This window comes from Sulfitobacter geojensis (genome assembly GCF_000622325.1).
GTDB lineage: Bacteria > Pseudomonadota > Alphaproteobacteria > Rhodobacterales > Rhodobacteraceae > Sulfitobacter > Sulfitobacter geojensis.
This window is the reverse complement of the sequence record NZ_JASE01000001.1, coordinates 30,282-44,738: the sequence shown is the minus strand read 5'-3', so window position 1 is coordinate 44,738 and position 14,457 is coordinate 30,282. Positions and strand designations below refer to the sequence as shown.

Here is a 14,457-nt window from a genome sequence, read left to right as displayed (position 1 = left end):
TAGCACCCTCCAAAGCGCCGTTTTAGGAGGGCCGCATGAATGAACTGGAGACGACGATTCTCGATGCGGCGACGCATGTCTTCAGCCGCTACGGGGTTCAGCGCAGCAGCATGGTCGACCTCTGCAAGGAAGCCGGGGTCTCGCGGCAGACGCTCTATAATCGGTTTCGCAACAAGGATGATGTGCTGCGCGGGCTGATCGGGCGCTATACCGACCTGGCGATCGCTGAGATCAGGAGCGAGCTGGACCGGACACCGGACATCGGCGACCGGCTTGATCTGATCTTTGACCGCATGGTTCTGCGGGGCTTTGATACGATCCAGACTACGCCAAATGCGCAGGACTTTATCGAAGGGGTCAATGCCACAAGTCAGGAAGCGCTGGCGCAATCGGCCGAGCGGTTCCGTTCCATCATCGCCGAGGTGTTGAGCCCGTATCGACCGCAGCTTGCCGCTGCCGGTCTTGATCTCAGTGCCTTGTCGGCCTGCCTGCAATACTCTGCCAAATGTGCTGGAATGCAGACGCAGGACCGGGCGCAACTTTTGACACACCTCCAGACACTTCGCCAGCTATGCTTGACCGCGGCCCTGCCGCAGGCTTCGGGCCGCTCACCACAAAGGAATGAAGATCATGGCCACAGGACTTAACCACACTGCAATGCCACTGCGCCTTCTCGGTCCGGCTCTGGCCCTTGCCGTCTCGCTGACCGGACCAAGTCTTGCAGCGGCGGATGAGACCGCGATGCCGCCGGTCGTCAAATTGGCCCCCGTGAACCTAAGCGACGCCGAGTTGCGGAGGGTTTTCTTCGGCAAGGTCGTCGCCCGGGAAACCGTAAATCTGGCCTTTCAGGTTGGCGGGCAGATCGTTCAATTCCCGGTGGAAGAGGGGGCTTCTGTAGCAAGGGGCAGTGTCGTGGCGCAGATGGATATGGAGCCTTTCGAGCTGGCATTAGAACAGGCACAAGCCAATCGGGCGCAGGCCGAGCGCACGGTGTCGCGCTATGAACAACTGGCGGGAACGTCGGTTGCCGAAGCCAATCTCGAAGACGCCCGCACAGCGGTTACCCTGAACGATATCGCGGTGCGCAATGCAAAGCGCGACCTCGATCATGCGGCGCTGCACGCGCCTTTCGATGCCATTGTCGCGGCGCGTATGATGCCGAATTTTTCGACCGTCAGTGCCGGTACGCCGGTGGTGCGTTTGCATGACATGTCCGAACTGCGGGTCGAGATCGACGTGCCCGAGACCCTGTTTCAGCGCGCCGGACGTGATCCCGATGTGACCTTCGTCGCCAGTTTCCCCGCCAGCACGCAAAGTTACCCGATGCAGATCCGCGAATACAACGCCGAAACTGCCGAGATTGGCCAGACCTACACCATTACGCTTGGCAGTGACTTGCCTCAGGAATTCGTGCCGCTGCCGGGTGCCTCGGTCGAGGTCAGCGCGATACTCCAACTGGGCGGGCAAAGTATCGAGGTGCCCAATTCGGCGATTGCCATCGGCAATGACAACCAGACCTACGTGATGGTCTTTGAGCCCACGGGGGCGGGGCAGGGCAAAGTGATCCGCACACCGGTCGAAATCATCCCGACCGACCGCGGCAAGGTTGTAGTCAAAGAGGGGCTGTCCGAGGGACAGGAGATTGTAGTGAGCGGTGCAAACCAGCTTGAAGACGGCACCGACGTGCGCCGCTTCACCGGTTTCGGGAACTGATCGCATGGACATCGCGCGCCTCTCCATCAATCGCCCGGTCTACACTTGGATCATCATGCTCATCTGTCTCTTGGGCGGTATCTGGGGTTTTTCCACGCTGGGCCGTCTCGAAGACCCGGCCTTTACTATCAAGACCGCCGTGGTCGTTACAGAATACCCTGGTGCCACGGCGGCAGAAGTGGCGCTGGAGGTGACTGAGCCGCTGGAATCGCAGATCCAGAAGATGGCGGAGGTCAAGGACATCACGTCAATGAACCAGCCCGGCCTGTCCTGGATCACCGTCAATATGCAGGACACCTTTGATGGTGAACAACTGCCGGAAATCTGGACTAAACTGCGCAACCGGGTTGCCGAATCGGCCCTGCCCACGGGGGCCACGCGGCCCTTCGTCAATGACGGGTTTGGGGATGTCTACGGGCTTTACTATGCCGTGACCGCGACTGACTATTCTGATGCCGAGATCAATGAGCTGAGCACCTATCTCAGACGCGAGTTGCTATCGGTCGATGGTGTGGCGGACGTTGCATTGTCTGGCGTGCCGAACGAGGTCATCTATGTCGAACCCGATCTCGCGCTAAGCACCACGCTCGGCATTCCGCCCGCCGCAATCATTGGTGCGGTGGCCAATGCCAACGAAGTGGTCGACGGCGGCGCGATCCAATCGCCCCGGGGGCGCACCCTTGTGCAACGACCGCAAGGATCCGACAGTGTTTCCGAGATTGCGTCCCTCTCTGTCGGGGTGGGGGGACAGATCATCAATTTGGCCGATGTCACCCACATCTACCGTACCCGCGAGGCCGATCCGGAGCTGATGGTACGCCACAACGGGAGAGAGGCCTTTACCCTCGGCGTGGCTGGCGTTGCCACCGACAACATCGTCGAAGTCGGCAAACGTGTGGATGCCAAGCTGGCACAACTGCGCGGCAGCCTGCCGCTGGGGATCGAGATCCAGTCGATCTACCGCCAACACACGGTAGTCGAGGAAGCCTCGAACGCCTTTCTGGTCAATCTTGCCATGTCAGTTGCCATCGTGGTGGCGGTGCTGGCGGTCTTTATGGGCTGGCGCGCGGCAATTGTCGTGGGCTCGACGCTCCTGTTGACCGTGGTCGGTACGTTGTTTTTCATGGCACTTGGCGCGATCGAAATGGAACGTATCTCGCTGGGCGCGTTGATCATCGCGATGGGGATGCTGGTCGACAACGCCATTGTCGTGGCCGAAGGCATGCAAATCGCCATGCGGCAGGGTCAAAGCGCGCGCGATGCGGCGACCGAGGCTGCCAGCAAGACGCAGATCCCGCTTTTGGGTGCCACCGTCATCGGCATCATGGCCTTTGCCGGGATCGGGCTCAGCCCCGATGCGACGGGCGAGTTCCTGTTCTCACTCTTTGCCGTGATCGCCATCTCGCTCTTGCTGTCATGGCTGCTGGCCCTCACCGCGACGCCGCTTCTTGGGCACTACTTTTTCAAACGCGGCACGGCGGGCGCAGGCGGCGGCTATGACGGTGCGATTTTTCGAGGCTATGCCGCAGTCTTGCGCGCGGCGCTCAAACTGCGTTGGTTGGTGGTCGTAGCCCTGATCGCGGGCACCGCCGTGTGCTATGCGCTTTTTGGCCAGATCAAGCAGCAGTTCTTTCCTGACAGCAACACGCCCCTCTATTTTGTTCACTACAAGTTGCCGCAGGGTGCCTCGATCCACCAGACATCCGAAGCGCTGACCGTGCTAGAGGATTGGCTGGTCGCGCGAGACGATGTGGAGGCCGTCACCGCCTTTGCAGGGCAGGGTGCGGCGCGGTTCATGTTGACCTATCAGGCCGAAGACCCGAACCCGAGTTATGGTCATCTGATTGTCAGGGTCGATACGCTCGAGGTGATCGAGGCCGAGATGCAGGCGCTTGAGACCTTCGCCGAAACCGCACTGCCGGAAGGCGAGTTCCGCGCCAAGCGTCTTGCATTCGGGCCTGGCGGCGGTGCGCCGATCGAGGTGCGTTTCGCAGGTCGTGATCCCAATGTGCTGCGTGATCTGGCAGATGAGGCGATGGCACGGATGCAGGCCGCATCCGACAACATCATCTCTCCGCGTCAGGACTGGCGCGAGCGTGAGTTGGTGCTGCGCCCGATTTATGCTGAGAAACGTGCGCAGGATGCGGGCATTTCGCGCACGGACATCACCCAGACGCTGAAGCTCGCTACCGAAGGCATTAGCGGGGGCACTTTCCGCGAACGCGACCGGCAGATCCCGATCGTGATCCGCGCGCCGCAAGACAGCGGTTTGGCGCTGGCCGACCACATGATCTATTCCGAAAGCGGCAATACGCTGGTGCAGATGGAGCAGGTGATCGACGGCTTCACCTTTGCGCCGCAAGATACGCTGCTTTACCGCCGCGACCGGGCCGAGGTCATCACCGTCGGTGCCGATATCCCCCGTGGTGCCACCGCCGCACAGGTGCAGGCTGAAGTGCAGGCCACGATCGAGGCGATGGAGATTCCGGATGGATATGCGATGGAATGGGGCGGCGAACTGGAAAGCGCCGGTGAAGCGCAGGCCGCTTTGGGCGCGCAACTGCCGTTCAGCCTGATCATCATGGTACTGATCTCGGTGCTGCTGTTCAATGCGCTGCGTCAGCCGATCATTATCTGGCTGCTGGTGCCGATGGCGATCAATGGTGTTAGTTTGGCGCTGCTGGGGACAGGGCTGCCCTTTACTTTCACTGCACTTCTAGGGCTGTTGTCGCTGTCTGGCATGTTGATCAAGAACGGCATTGTTCTGGTCGAGGAAATCGACCTGACCCGCGCCGCCGAGCCGGCGCTGCCACTGAAGGAGGCCATCATCAGCGCCTCAACCTCGCGTCTTCGTCCGGTGTTTCTGGCTGCGGCAACGACGATCCTCGGCATGTTGCCTTTGTTGTCCGATGCCTTCTTTCAGTCGATGGCTGCGACGATCATGGGAGGCTTGGCTTTTGCCTCGGTCCTCACCCTGATCGCGGCACCTGTGCTGTATTATATCTTCTTCAAGCGCAGTGCAGAGCGCCTGTCCCAAAGAACACCAAATAATGCAGGAATGGCGGCTTCGGCTAACCGCAGCAAAGATGCATAGGATGGGTGTTGTTACGTAAACTCGGCGTTGGTTGTCGGTGTGCCGACATCAGCGTAATCGCAAGGTATTCCGCGACCCGCAATTTCTTCTTCGTCCCAGCCCGCCGCCGCGCAGCACTTGTTATCTGTTAATACCGACTGGAAGCATTCGAGGCGTGTAAAATCGCGGGCAACGTCGCTTGATAGGAAATCGGCACGACAATCCGAAGACCGGTCGAGTTAACATGACAAAAGCCATGATTTTCTATCTCATGGTTTATTCGATCCTGCGGAACAGGTCGTTTTTGCAAACCAGATCATTGGTTAGGCGTCTGAATCGACCTTCGCAACACGCCGCAGAAAGGCCCTTGTGCGGGAATCCTGTGGGTTTTCAAGCAGCTCGTGAGGTGGCCCTTGTTCGACAATCTGTCCATCTGACATGAAAATGATCCGATCCGCAATTTCCCGGGCGAATTGCATTTCATGCGTGACGATTAACATCGTTTGTCGTTTTTCGGCGACACGCCGCATCAGGTCCAGCACTTCGCCGACCCATTCAGGATCAAGTGCTGATGTCGGTTCATCGAACAACATCAGATCGGCGTCTAGCGCCATTGCACGACCTATGCCGACGCGCTGTTGTTGGCCACCTGAAAGGGCGGCTGGGTAAGAATCTGCCTTGTCGATGAGCCCCGTTTCGCGCAGCGTCTCATTGGCACGCGTCACAGCGTCGGCCTTGGATTGGCCTTTCACGGTGATCAACGCTTGGGTGATATTTTCGCGTGCGGTTTTATTGGCAAAGAGTGCGTAGTTCTGAAACACAAATGCCGTTCTGCGCCGCAGTGCCAAAATGTCGGAGCGCGATGCGTTTGCGGGGTCGACGGTCAGATCGCCAACCCGGATGGCCCCACTGTCTGGTCGGTCCAGATAGTTCAAACATCTGAGCAGAGTAGATTTCCCAGTACCAGATGGCCCGATGACAACCACCCTTTCGCCGGGCGCGATGTCCAGCGAGATGTTCGTTAGAACGGATGTATTACCAAAGGATTTGTTCAATCCTTCGATGGAAATTGCGGCCTTTGAAGTCATCTTGCATACGCCTTGTTAAGATAGGTTTCCAAGTGCCGTTGCGCAAAGGACAGGGATTCGACCATGATCCAGTAGATCGCAGCGACAACAAGAAAGGCCTCAAAATAGAGAAAACTGCCCGCCGCCTCTTTCTGGGTGGCACCCATAAGCTCGGTGACACCCAGAGTGAACGCCAGCGATGTTCCTTTGATCATATCGATAAAATAATTAACCAAGGTCGGCGCTGCTACGCGGGCAGCCTGGGGCAGGATTATGTGAACCATCATCTGTGTTTGGGTCATGCCAACTGCTTGCGAGGCCTCCCACTGGCTGCGGTCAACACCCAAGATCGCCGCGCGAATGCTCTCGGCCATATAGGCCGAGAAATGTAAGGTAAGACCCATGATGGTGGCGGTGACGCCGTCAATTGTGGTCAAGAACGCCAAAACCTGCGGTAGGCCGTAGTAGAACAAGAAGAGTTGCACCAGCAACGGGGTGCCCCGAAAGAAACTGATAAAAAGGCGCACAAAGACATCGAGCACTGGAATGCGGAATACCCGTTCAACCGCCATGACGGAGGCCAGTATGAGAGCGAAAAACATACCGACCAACGCCATGAACAGCGTCAGGGGAACATACCCCAACAGTACAGGTACCAAGTCCCACATGTAGTCGAAGTCGAGTGCGCGCATTTAATTACTCCACGGCCGAAATATCAGTTCCGAACCACTTTTCAGATATTTCGGTCAATGTGCCGTTTGCTTTCAGCGTGGTAATGGCGGCATCAAACCGATCGCGCAACTCAGTCCCTTTTTCGTCGGTGCGGAACGGCAGCGCATTGCGGATTTCACTGAAGGGTTTGCCGGCGAATGCTAAGGGCAGGGGGCTTTCGGCAATCAACTGGGCAGAAGACACACGATCCATGACAAATGCATCTACGCGACCAAGGGCTGTGTCTTGGGCGATGTTGCTCTCATAAGTGCGGATGTCGATTTCTTCCGCGTTTGGAAGTTCATTCAACAATTCCTCGAAATTCGACCCCAAGTTAACGGCGACAGTCTTGCCGCTAAGGTCCTCAACGCGTGCAATTGTTTCTTCGTTGCCTTTTTTGACCACAACTTGCGCACCATCAAAGACGTAAGGTTGCGAGAAGGCAAACTTTGTTTCCCGCTCTGGCGTGATGGTAATTTGGTTGGCGATGGTATCAATCCGACCCGTCTCAAGTGCCCCGACAAGTCCGGAGAAGGACATCGTGACAAAGTTCACCTCGTCACCCGTTTCTGCCGCGATGGCGTTGATGAAGTCGACTTCGAAACCTTGGAGCTTGTCGAGTTTAACAAACGTGAAGGGAAAATAGCCGCCCGACATGCCAACGTTCAGTGTTTCGGAGTGCGCCGCGCTGAAAGTAGTCGACAGGGCAAGTGCTGCGGTTGCCAATATTTTTTTCATTGTTTTCTCCATTCATTCGAGCAGTAGGTAACGCGCGTGACGCACGCTTCAATGGGCGTCGCAGAGAGAGGTCCATCGTCACGGCCGCGGCCATTTGATAGGAACATGTTTCTTCACGGGTCACGTTTCAAAGAATGAAATAAGGTCAATGACCCCATGAAGGGCCTTTTTGTGTGCGGCAAACTTGTGGGTAGCGGCTTTTGTAGCGGTCTATATCGCAGAGGGGCCTAATGCTTTCTGGGACGCTGTATTTCCAACGGTGAGGCCATGCTCTTTAGCGAAGCACGTAACGGTACGCGGATCTTGGGCATAGGTAACGCGTTGATCCATGTCGAAGATTTTGTAGGGCAGGGAGCGGCCCTTTGAACGGACCTCAAACCTGCCATCCACGAAGGCGTAGGTGTCGACGTATTTGCAGCCGTTTATTGAGATGACAACCAAAGCGGTTCACCCATTTCCGGACGGTCTCCCGGGTCACCGTCACACCCCGTTCTGCGAGCAAGTCCTCGACATCAGCCGTGCTGAGCGTGAAGGGGTGATAGACACAAACCGCATAGGCGACGATCGCCCGTGGGAAGCGGTAACCTTTCAGGCGGGGCATGATGGATGGAGTGCTCATCGAAAACTTTTAGAAAGCCACGTAACCCCAAACAAGTTGGCAATGCCTTATCACTCAGTAAATTCAGCTTTACACCAAACATAATCGTGATCCGATAATGGCTTTCCGTCCCCCATAGTCGACGCAACGACGCCGGAATCCAGACTTTTCAAGTCGCGACCTGCAAACCAGTCAAGCTTCATTTCCCGAGCAGGATGGCGCGTAATGAGACTAGGACGGGTGGTGTTTCCTGGCGCGGTGAAATCCCACGCATAGCCACGGTCCTCTGCGAATGAAAACAAGGTTTCATCGCGCCAGTCAAAATTGGGGGCCAATTGATTTCCAGTGTTCAAGTCCCCCCCGATCAGGACAGGAATGCCAGGCGCAAAGGTATCAATTGCATCAAGTAGACCACGCATTTGTGTATGTCGATGCGCCGCATCTGCATTGCTTTCAAGATGTGCCGAGACAACGCACAGGGGCCCGCTTTCGGTTGGAACAATGGCAATAATAGCCATGCGACCACCAAGTCGCGGTTGCTCTGTGTCTACATTTGCCATGTCGCTGGCGAACCAATGCCCGTGATCATCCAGCCGGATCATGGCCGTGCGTTCGAACGGCACAGACGACAAGATCGCATTGCCGTGCCAACCCAGCGCATTGAAATCATCCTTGCAGAAGGCACGTTCGGTTGCCCCGCCTAAATCAAGCTCATGAAACTCGACCCCGAAAGCGTAGGCCATGCCAAGCTGGGCGGCCATCACTTCGGTGGTGTGGCGTTGGCCTGTGCGGGCCATGCCATGGTCGACCTCGGACAATAGCACAATGTCGCAGGCGCTAGGGGCAAGATGGGCCGCGGTATCTTCGGGAAACAGGCAGCGCTCCACGTTCCATGCCGCGACAGTGAACTGGTTCGGCAATTTGATGCGCGACGCGGTTCCACCGATCTGAACCGCATTCATCGCGGGCACCTCAGCGAGTAGTGCGCGGTGCGCGTCAGCTGTGCGCGGCGCCGCGAGGATATTGTGACGATCTACATCCGTGATCGGTGGCAATTCAAACACTTGCGTAGTGATCATAGTGCCGTTCCCGTTTCAGCGTCGAATAAAACGACTGCGCTTGGGTCGATGGACATCTTGATTGGGCCAGCGGACACGGCTGTATCCTTTCCTACATGGATGGTTAGGTCTTGTCCGTCCAGCTTGCCGTGCAAAAGACGATGCGCCCCAAGTTCTTCGACAATATCAACTGTAAACGCGGTATCGCAGGCCTCTCCAATTGCAATGTCTTCGGGACGAATACCCAAGACAACGGGTCCATCTGCATTGCCCGCAGCCACCTCTATATTGCCGCCAACGAACACCTTCCCACCTGAACAATTTGCATTGAGCAGGTTCATCGGTGGAGCGCCCATAAAGCTCGCCACAAAAGTCGATGCGGGGCGGTGGTAGATTTCGGCAGGTGTGCCGATTTGTTCTATGCGGCCTTCATTCAGCACTATAATGCGGTCGGCCATTGTCATCGCTTCGACCTGATCGTGCGTCACATAAATTGATGTGACCCCAAGACGGCGTTGCAGTGCCTTAATCTCGATCCGCATCTGGTGACGCAGCTTTGCATCCAGATTGGACAGCGGTTCATCAAACAGGAACAACGCAGGGTCGCGCACAACGGCACGCCCCATCGCCACGCGCTGACGCTGCCCACCGCTCAGCTGGCTGGGCTTTCGATCCAGATAGTCTGTAAGGTTCAACATTTTGGCGGCTTCTTGCACCTTTGCCTCAATCTCGCTCGCTGCGATTTTGCGGTTTTTCAGCCCGTAGCCAATATTCTTGCGCACCGTCATATGTGGGTAAAGCGCGTAATTTTGAAACACCATCGCGATGTCTCGGTCAGCTGGGTCGACATGGTTCACGTTGCGATCCCCGATCGACAATGCGCCTTCGGAAATGTCCTCTAGCCCCGCAACCATGCGCAGCAATGTCGACTTGCCGCAGCCTGAAGGGCCGACCAGCACGACGAATTCACCATCTGAAATGTCAAAGCTTGTCGGGACGACAGCCTCATACCCGTTCGGGTAAACTTTGCGGATATTATTAAGTGATACTTGCGCCATTGGGTCTTCCTATTTGTCAGATTCAGTCAGGCCCTTGACGAACCAGCTTTGGAAAAAGATCACGACCAGCACAGGCGGAAGGATCGCAATCAGCGCCAACATATTGGCACGTCCGTATTCGGGAACGTTTGTTCCTTCGAGATCCTGCGTGATCTGTTTGATACCGCGCACGAGGGTGTACATTCCCTCTTCGGTCGTCACCATCGTCGGCCAGAGGTATTGGTTCCACCCAAAGACAAACATGATTATGAACATCGCTGCGATCATGGTCTGCGACAGTGGCACAAGGATATCGATGAAGAATTTGACCGGTCCTGCGCCGTCTATCCGCGCCGCCTCGACCAGCTCTTCGGGAACAGAGCGAAAGAACTGACGGAAAAAGAACGTCGCCGTTGCGGACGCAATCAGCGGCACGATCAAACCTGTGTAAGTGTTGAGCAACCCAAGCTGCTGCGCGATCTCGTATGACGGAAGGATGCGTACTTCGAGCGGGAGCAGTAACGTGGTAAATATAAGCCAGAAGGCGAAAGTGGCAAAGCGTAGCCGAAAATACACCAAGGCGTATGCGGCCATCATCCCGATGACAATCTTCCCAACAGCAAAGCCGATGCCAAGGATCATCGAATTCATTAGCATCCGCATACCGGTATTCTCACCAGAGAAGCCGGAGGCTTTAAACATCGCCGCCATGAAGTTGTCGTCGAACTGGTCCCCGATGAGTAGTCCCGGACCGTTCTTGATCGTCTCGATGTCAGTCGTCGTTGTCGTCTGGAGCACCATCAACAAAGGCACTAGCATAAATAACGAGCCTAGGATTAAGATCGAATGATCCATTACGCGGCCCCATTTCAAGGGGCGCTTGGCGATGGGAATGTGTGTGGTATCAGTCATGGTTTCGCCCCTTCAAGTGTAATGGATGCGGCGTTCGACCAGCCGGAACTGGAACACCGTCAAGGCAAGGACAAGCACCATCAAAATCACCGATTGTGCAGATGACCCGCCGAGGTCGTTGCCGCGGAATCCGTCTACATAGACCTTGTAAACAAGTGTCATCGGATTATTTCCTGGCTCGCCCTTCACCAGCGTATCAACAACGCCGAAGGTGTCGAACAACGCATAGGTGATGTTGATAATCAGCAGAAAAAACCCAGTCGGCGCGAGCAGCGGGAAGGTCACGTCCCAAAAGCGGCGGAAGGATGATTTCGCATCGATTAATGCGGCCTCGCGCACAGATTTGGGTATGGATTGCAATCCGGACAGAAAGAAGATGAAGTTCACTGGAACCTGTTTCCAAACCGAGACCAGGACCATTGCGGTCGCCGTGTCATCAAAGTTCACACCCAGTTTAAAATCCCAACCGATTGATCGCGCCAACTCAGTGAGCGGGCCCCAGCTTTGATTAAACATCAGCAGCCCAATAAAGCCTGCAACAGGGGGCGCGACAGCATAGACCCACATCAAAAGCGTGCGATAGGTCTTTGCTCCGCGAATGACGTTGTCAGCCTTGACGGCTAGCAGCAATGCAAGAGCGAGGGAAAAGAATGTCACAAGCACCGTGAACAGCAAGGTGAACTTTGCAATGCGCGCGTATTCGGAACTGCTTGTGAGGTGTGTGTAATTGTCAAAGCCCACGAAACTGGAGCCGAACCCGAACGGGTCTTCAAGATAGAAAGATGACTGCACCGCGTGGGCGGCTGGCCAATAGAAAAACACAGCTATGATCGCCAACTGTGGCAATAGCAGCAAGATAGGAAGCCAACGCGTGGCAAAGCCAGCTCTTTTCATAATGTCCTCGGGGGTCTTTAAAGGGAGACGGCCGCACGTGAGTGCGGCCGTCCAATTAAGCCAAAGGCTTAGTTCTGGGTTTTAGCAAAGCGAGCCAGCAACTCGTTAGCTTCAGTTTCGATCGCAGCGAAGGCATCGTCCACAGATGCCTCACCCGTCAGGATGCGGCCGAATTCACGGTTCATCACGTCACGGATCTGAACGTAGAAACCCATGCGGTAGCCGCGTGTGTTCTCGCCGGCGTCCAAGGACAGCTGAAGAATGCCAGTTTCAGCGGCGGGGGCACGGTCGTAGTGGCCATCTGCTGTCGCCATTTCGTACGCAGCAGTTGTGATCGGCACATAGCCTGTTTCACGGTGCCACATGTACTGAACTTCTGGTGAAGTCAGGTATTTGAAGAATGCAGCGGTTGCAGCGTCTTCTTCGTCAGGCTGACCGGCCATCGCAAACAACGCCGCGCCACCGATGAAGGTTTGCTTGGGCTCTGTTGTAACCGCTTCCCAGTAAGGCAAGTAAGTCGCAGAAAAATCAAAACCGAGATCTTTCTTGGACAGGCCGCCGAATGATCCCGACGAACCGAACCAGATCGCGACTTTGCCCTCTTCGAAAGGTGTTTGGTTGTCGCCCCAACCTGTGCCGAACCATTCAAAGTAACCAGCGTCCTGCCATTTAGTAAGCGCAGTGAAGTGCGCCTTGAGTGGATCAATGTTTACGAGGATTTCAGTGCCGTCTGCACCGTCATAACCATTGGCGTTGGTTGCAAATGGAAGATCGTGACGCGACATAAAGTTTTCAACGAAAATCCATGGCAGGTGGGATTGCGACATTGCCGTGAATCCTGCTTTCTTTAATGCAGGCGCAGTGACTGTTTCAAACTCTTCCCATGTAACAGGCGGAGTAACGCCAGCTGCCTCAAGGGCCTGTACGTTGTAATACATGATAGGCGAGGAGGAGTTGAACGGCATGCCGATCATCTTGCCATCCGCATCGGCGTAGAAGTAACGCACGCCGGAAATGTAATCTTCGATATCGAAGCCGACGTCGTTGGCTTCCAGTAGGTTCTGTACCGGAACAGTCGCACCTTCGGCTGCGATAACGGTTGCAGCGCCGGCATCAAAAACCTGCATGATGTTTGGCTGCTCACCGGCGCGGAACGCGGCGATACCTGCGGTCAGGGTTTCTTCGTATGTGCCCTTGAAAACGGGCGTGATGGTGTATTCGTCTTGGCTTGCGTTGAAACCTTCAGCGATTTCATTGACAGTTTCGCCAAGGGCGCCGCCCATTGCGTGCCACCATGTGATTTCGGTTTCGGCAAATGCAGTATTTGCCAACATGCTAAGCGCAGCAGCTGAGCTTATCGCGATGTTCTTCATGATCTTACTCCGGTGTCAGCTCGTGCCCGTCAGGCGAGCCATTGTTTTTTGGGCGCGAAATGCTGCCCAAGTTCGTTAAACGCCATGGTTGAGAATTAACCCCGCCTTGCGCAGATGCAGGTTGTCCGCATGCAACGTCCGCTAAGGCCGCGAAGTGACGGATTTGTGAAGGTTTTGTATGAGTTTTGTAAAAGCGTAGCTGCGTCGTATAGTTTCATACGCCTGTTACACGGACGTCATCACAGCGTCATAAAACTCGCCATCCTGTGGCCCCTAAATCATTCATATCGGGAAACTAGAATGTCATTCTGACTTATAGGCATGACATCGACTTTCGCGCTTGCGGCTACAGGCGCGCTCGCAGACATGAACTTTAACCGCATGGCGAGCTTCGTAACATACAGCAACAACGCCGCCGCAATGGCAGAATCCTCCGCGGAGATTATCAGCGCTTCTGGCGAGGGTATGACGCTTGTTTACACAGACAGCCCGCTGGGTGTGATCGGAATGATCGACATCACCGACCCAAGTGCACCGAAGGCGTTGGGCAATTTCGACGTTGGCGGCGAACCCACCACAGTGTCCGTCCTGGGGGCATTGCCAACTTGGGTTCTGTCGCAAAGTTCGCACAGCGTGATCCTTTACGTTGTGTTTTTCTATGTCCGCTACGGTGTCTCGTATCGGGATCTTGAGGAGATCATGGCTGAACGCGGCGTCGAAATCGATCATGCCACGTTGAACCGCTGGGTGGTGAAATTCTCACCGCTGATCGCAGCAAATACCCAAGCCAGAAAAAGGCCGACAGCCATTTCTTGGCGCATGGATGAAACCTACATCAAGGTTCGCGGCAAGTGGACGTATCTTTACCGTGCGGTCGACCGCGATGGCCAAACCCTTGATGTCATGCTGTCAGAGCGCCGCGATACCGCCGCTGCGCGAAGGTTTTTCAAGCGGGCCGTTGGCACCAACGGTGTCCCAGATCGAATTGCCATCGACAAGAGCGGTGCTAATCTAGCTGGCTTGCAAAATCTAAACGTACTCCTCAAGTTCACCGGTTCTGGAAAGACTATCAAGATTGTCCAGTTCAAGTATCTCAACAATGTCGTCGAACAGGACCACCGTTTTATCAAAAGAGTTACCCGGCCTATCCTTGGGTTCAAGGCGCTGCATATGGCAGCATCCACGCTGGCCGGAATTGAAACAGCACATATGATCCGCAAGGGCCAACTTGGTCAAAACGGGTTCTCACCATTCAAGCAGTTTGCAGCGCTCACAGCATAACT

General features: G+C 55.7%; 12 protein-coding genes and 2 pseudogenes. 5 read left to right on the top strand and 9 right to left on the bottom strand.

From position 1 onward, the window contains the following. The first annotated feature begins 35 nt into the window (after positions 1-35). From Z947_RS21325 to Z947_RS0100200, 3 genes are read left to right on the top strand one after another with little or no spacing between them, the layout of a single operon-like run. Complete coding sequence (locus Z947_RS21325; RefSeq protein ID WP_025042312.1) at positions 36-647, top strand: TetR/AcrR family transcriptional regulator; 612 nt, start codon at positions 36-38, stop codon at positions 645-647. After that, the gene (locus tag Z947_RS0100205; RefSeq protein WP_052880555.1) at positions 631-1,713 is read left to right on the top strand and encodes an efflux RND transporter periplasmic adaptor subunit; all 1,083 of its coding nucleotides are present in this window, start codon (positions 631-633) and stop codon (positions 1,711-1,713) included. The genes Z947_RS21325 and Z947_RS0100205 overlap by 17 nt, the downstream gene beginning before the upstream one ends. A 4-nt stretch (positions 1,714-1,717) precedes the next feature. Next, entirely contained in the window at positions 1,718-4,807 is a 3,090-nt protein-coding gene (locus Z947_RS0100200) for an efflux RND transporter permease subunit (RefSeq protein WP_025042310.1), read from the top strand. Between the two features lie 302 nt (positions 4,808-5,109). Here the strand turns inward: Z947_RS0100200 and Z947_RS0100195 are convergent, their stop codons facing one another. From Z947_RS0100195 to Z947_RS0100160, 9 genes and pseudogenes are all read right to left on the bottom strand, one after another. Continuing rightward, a complete protein-coding gene (locus Z947_RS0100195; protein ID WP_025042309.1) occupies positions 5,110-5,874 on the bottom strand; it encodes an amino acid ABC transporter ATP-binding protein in 765 nt (254 codons plus the stop codon). Next, positions 5,871-6,545 (bottom strand): amino acid ABC transporter permease, encoded by a 675-nt coding sequence (locus Z947_RS0100190; RefSeq protein WP_025042308.1) that lies wholly within the window; start codon positions 6,543-6,545, stop codon positions 5,871-5,873. Before Z947_RS0100190 ends, Z947_RS0100195 begins: the two co-directional genes overlap by 4 nt. Positions 6,546-6,549: 4 nt before the next feature. After that, positions 6,550-7,302 (bottom strand): amino acid ABC transporter substrate-binding protein, encoded by a 753-nt coding sequence (locus Z947_RS0100185; protein WP_025042307.1) that lies wholly within the window; start codon positions 7,300-7,302, stop codon positions 6,550-6,552. A gap of 436 nt (positions 7,303-7,738) precedes the next feature. Next, positions 7,739-7,921, bottom strand: a pseudogene (locus Z947_RS21635) (IS6 family transposase); the annotation flags it as partial. Between the two features lie 50 nt (positions 7,922-7,971). After that, complete coding sequence (locus tag Z947_RS0100180) at positions 7,972-8,979, bottom strand: endonuclease/exonuclease/phosphatase family protein (protein ID WP_156026590.1); 1,008 nt, start codon at positions 8,977-8,979, stop codon at positions 7,972-7,974. Next, a complete protein-coding gene (locus tag Z947_RS0100175) occupies positions 8,976-10,016 on the bottom strand; it encodes an ABC transporter ATP-binding protein (protein ID WP_025042305.1) in 1,041 nt (346 codons plus the stop codon). The genes Z947_RS0100180 and Z947_RS0100175 overlap by 4 nt, the downstream gene beginning before the upstream one ends. Positions 10,017-10,025: 9 nt before the next feature. Beyond that, complete coding sequence (locus tag Z947_RS0100170; protein WP_025042304.1) at positions 10,026-10,907, bottom strand: ABC transporter permease subunit; 882 nt, start codon at positions 10,905-10,907, stop codon at positions 10,026-10,028. Positions 10,908-10,919: 12 nt separating this feature from the next. Further along, the gene (locus Z947_RS0100165) at positions 10,920-11,801 is read right to left on the bottom strand and encodes an ABC transporter permease subunit (protein WP_025042303.1); all 882 of its coding nucleotides are present in this window, start codon (positions 11,799-11,801) and stop codon (positions 10,920-10,922) included. 68 nt (positions 11,802-11,869) lie between these two features. Then, positions 11,870-13,174 (bottom strand): extracellular solute-binding protein, encoded by a 1,305-nt coding sequence (locus Z947_RS0100160; RefSeq protein ID WP_025042302.1) that lies wholly within the window; start codon positions 13,172-13,174, stop codon positions 11,870-11,872. A 321-nt stretch (positions 13,175-13,495) separates the two neighbouring features. Here Z947_RS0100160 and Z947_RS22560 point away from each other — a divergent pair. Further along, positions 13,496-13,771, top strand: a pseudogene (locus Z947_RS22560) (esterase-like activity of phytase family protein); the annotation flags it as partial. After that, entirely contained in the window at positions 13,772-14,455 is a 684-nt protein-coding gene (locus Z947_RS20580; protein ID WP_052880556.1) for an IS6 family transposase, read from the top strand. Positions 14,456-14,457 lie beyond the last annotated feature (2 nt).

What these genes read in the sequence shown, in the direction of transcription:
- Z947_RS0100190 (WP_025042308.1), bottom strand. Translation starts at nt 6,545, where the DNA reads ATGCGCGCACTCGACTTCGACTACATGTGGGACTTGGTACCTGTACTG.
- Z947_RS0100165 (WP_025042303.1), bottom strand. Translation starts at nt 11,801, where the DNA reads ATGAAAAGAGCTGGCTTTGCCACGCGTTGGCTTCCTATCTTGCTGCTA.
- Z947_RS0100170 (WP_025042304.1), bottom strand. Translation starts at nt 10,907, where the DNA reads ATGACTGATACCACACACATTCCCATCGCCAAGCGCCCCTTGAAATGG.
- Z947_RS0100185 (WP_025042307.1), bottom strand. Translation starts at nt 7,302, where the DNA reads ATGAAAAAAATATTGGCAACCGCAGCACTTGCCCTGTCGACTACTTTC.
- Z947_RS0100205 (WP_052880555.1), top strand. Translation starts at nt 631, where the DNA reads ATGGCCACAGGACTTAACCACACTGCAATGCCACTGCGCCTTCTCGGT.
- Z947_RS0100175 (WP_025042305.1), bottom strand. Translation starts at nt 10,016, where the DNA reads ATGGCGCAAGTATCACTTAATAATATCCGCAAAGTTTACCCGAACGGG.
- Z947_RS0100160 (WP_025042302.1), bottom strand. Translation starts at nt 13,174, where the DNA reads ATGAAGAACATCGCGATAAGCTCAGCTGCTGCGCTTAGCATGTTGGCA.
- Z947_RS21325 (WP_025042312.1), top strand. Translation starts at nt 36, where the DNA reads ATGAATGAACTGGAGACGACGATTCTCGATGCGGCGACGCATGTCTTC.
- Z947_RS0100180 (WP_156026590.1), bottom strand. Translation starts at nt 8,979, where the DNA reads ATGATCACTACGCAAGTGTTTGAATTGCCACCGATCACGGATGTAGAT.
- Z947_RS0100200 (WP_025042310.1), top strand. Translation starts at nt 1,718, where the DNA reads ATGGACATCGCGCGCCTCTCCATCAATCGCCCGGTCTACACTTGGATC.
- Z947_RS0100195 (WP_025042309.1), bottom strand. Translation starts at nt 5,874, where the DNA reads ATGACTTCAAAGGCCGCAATTTCCATCGAAGGATTGAACAAATCCTTT.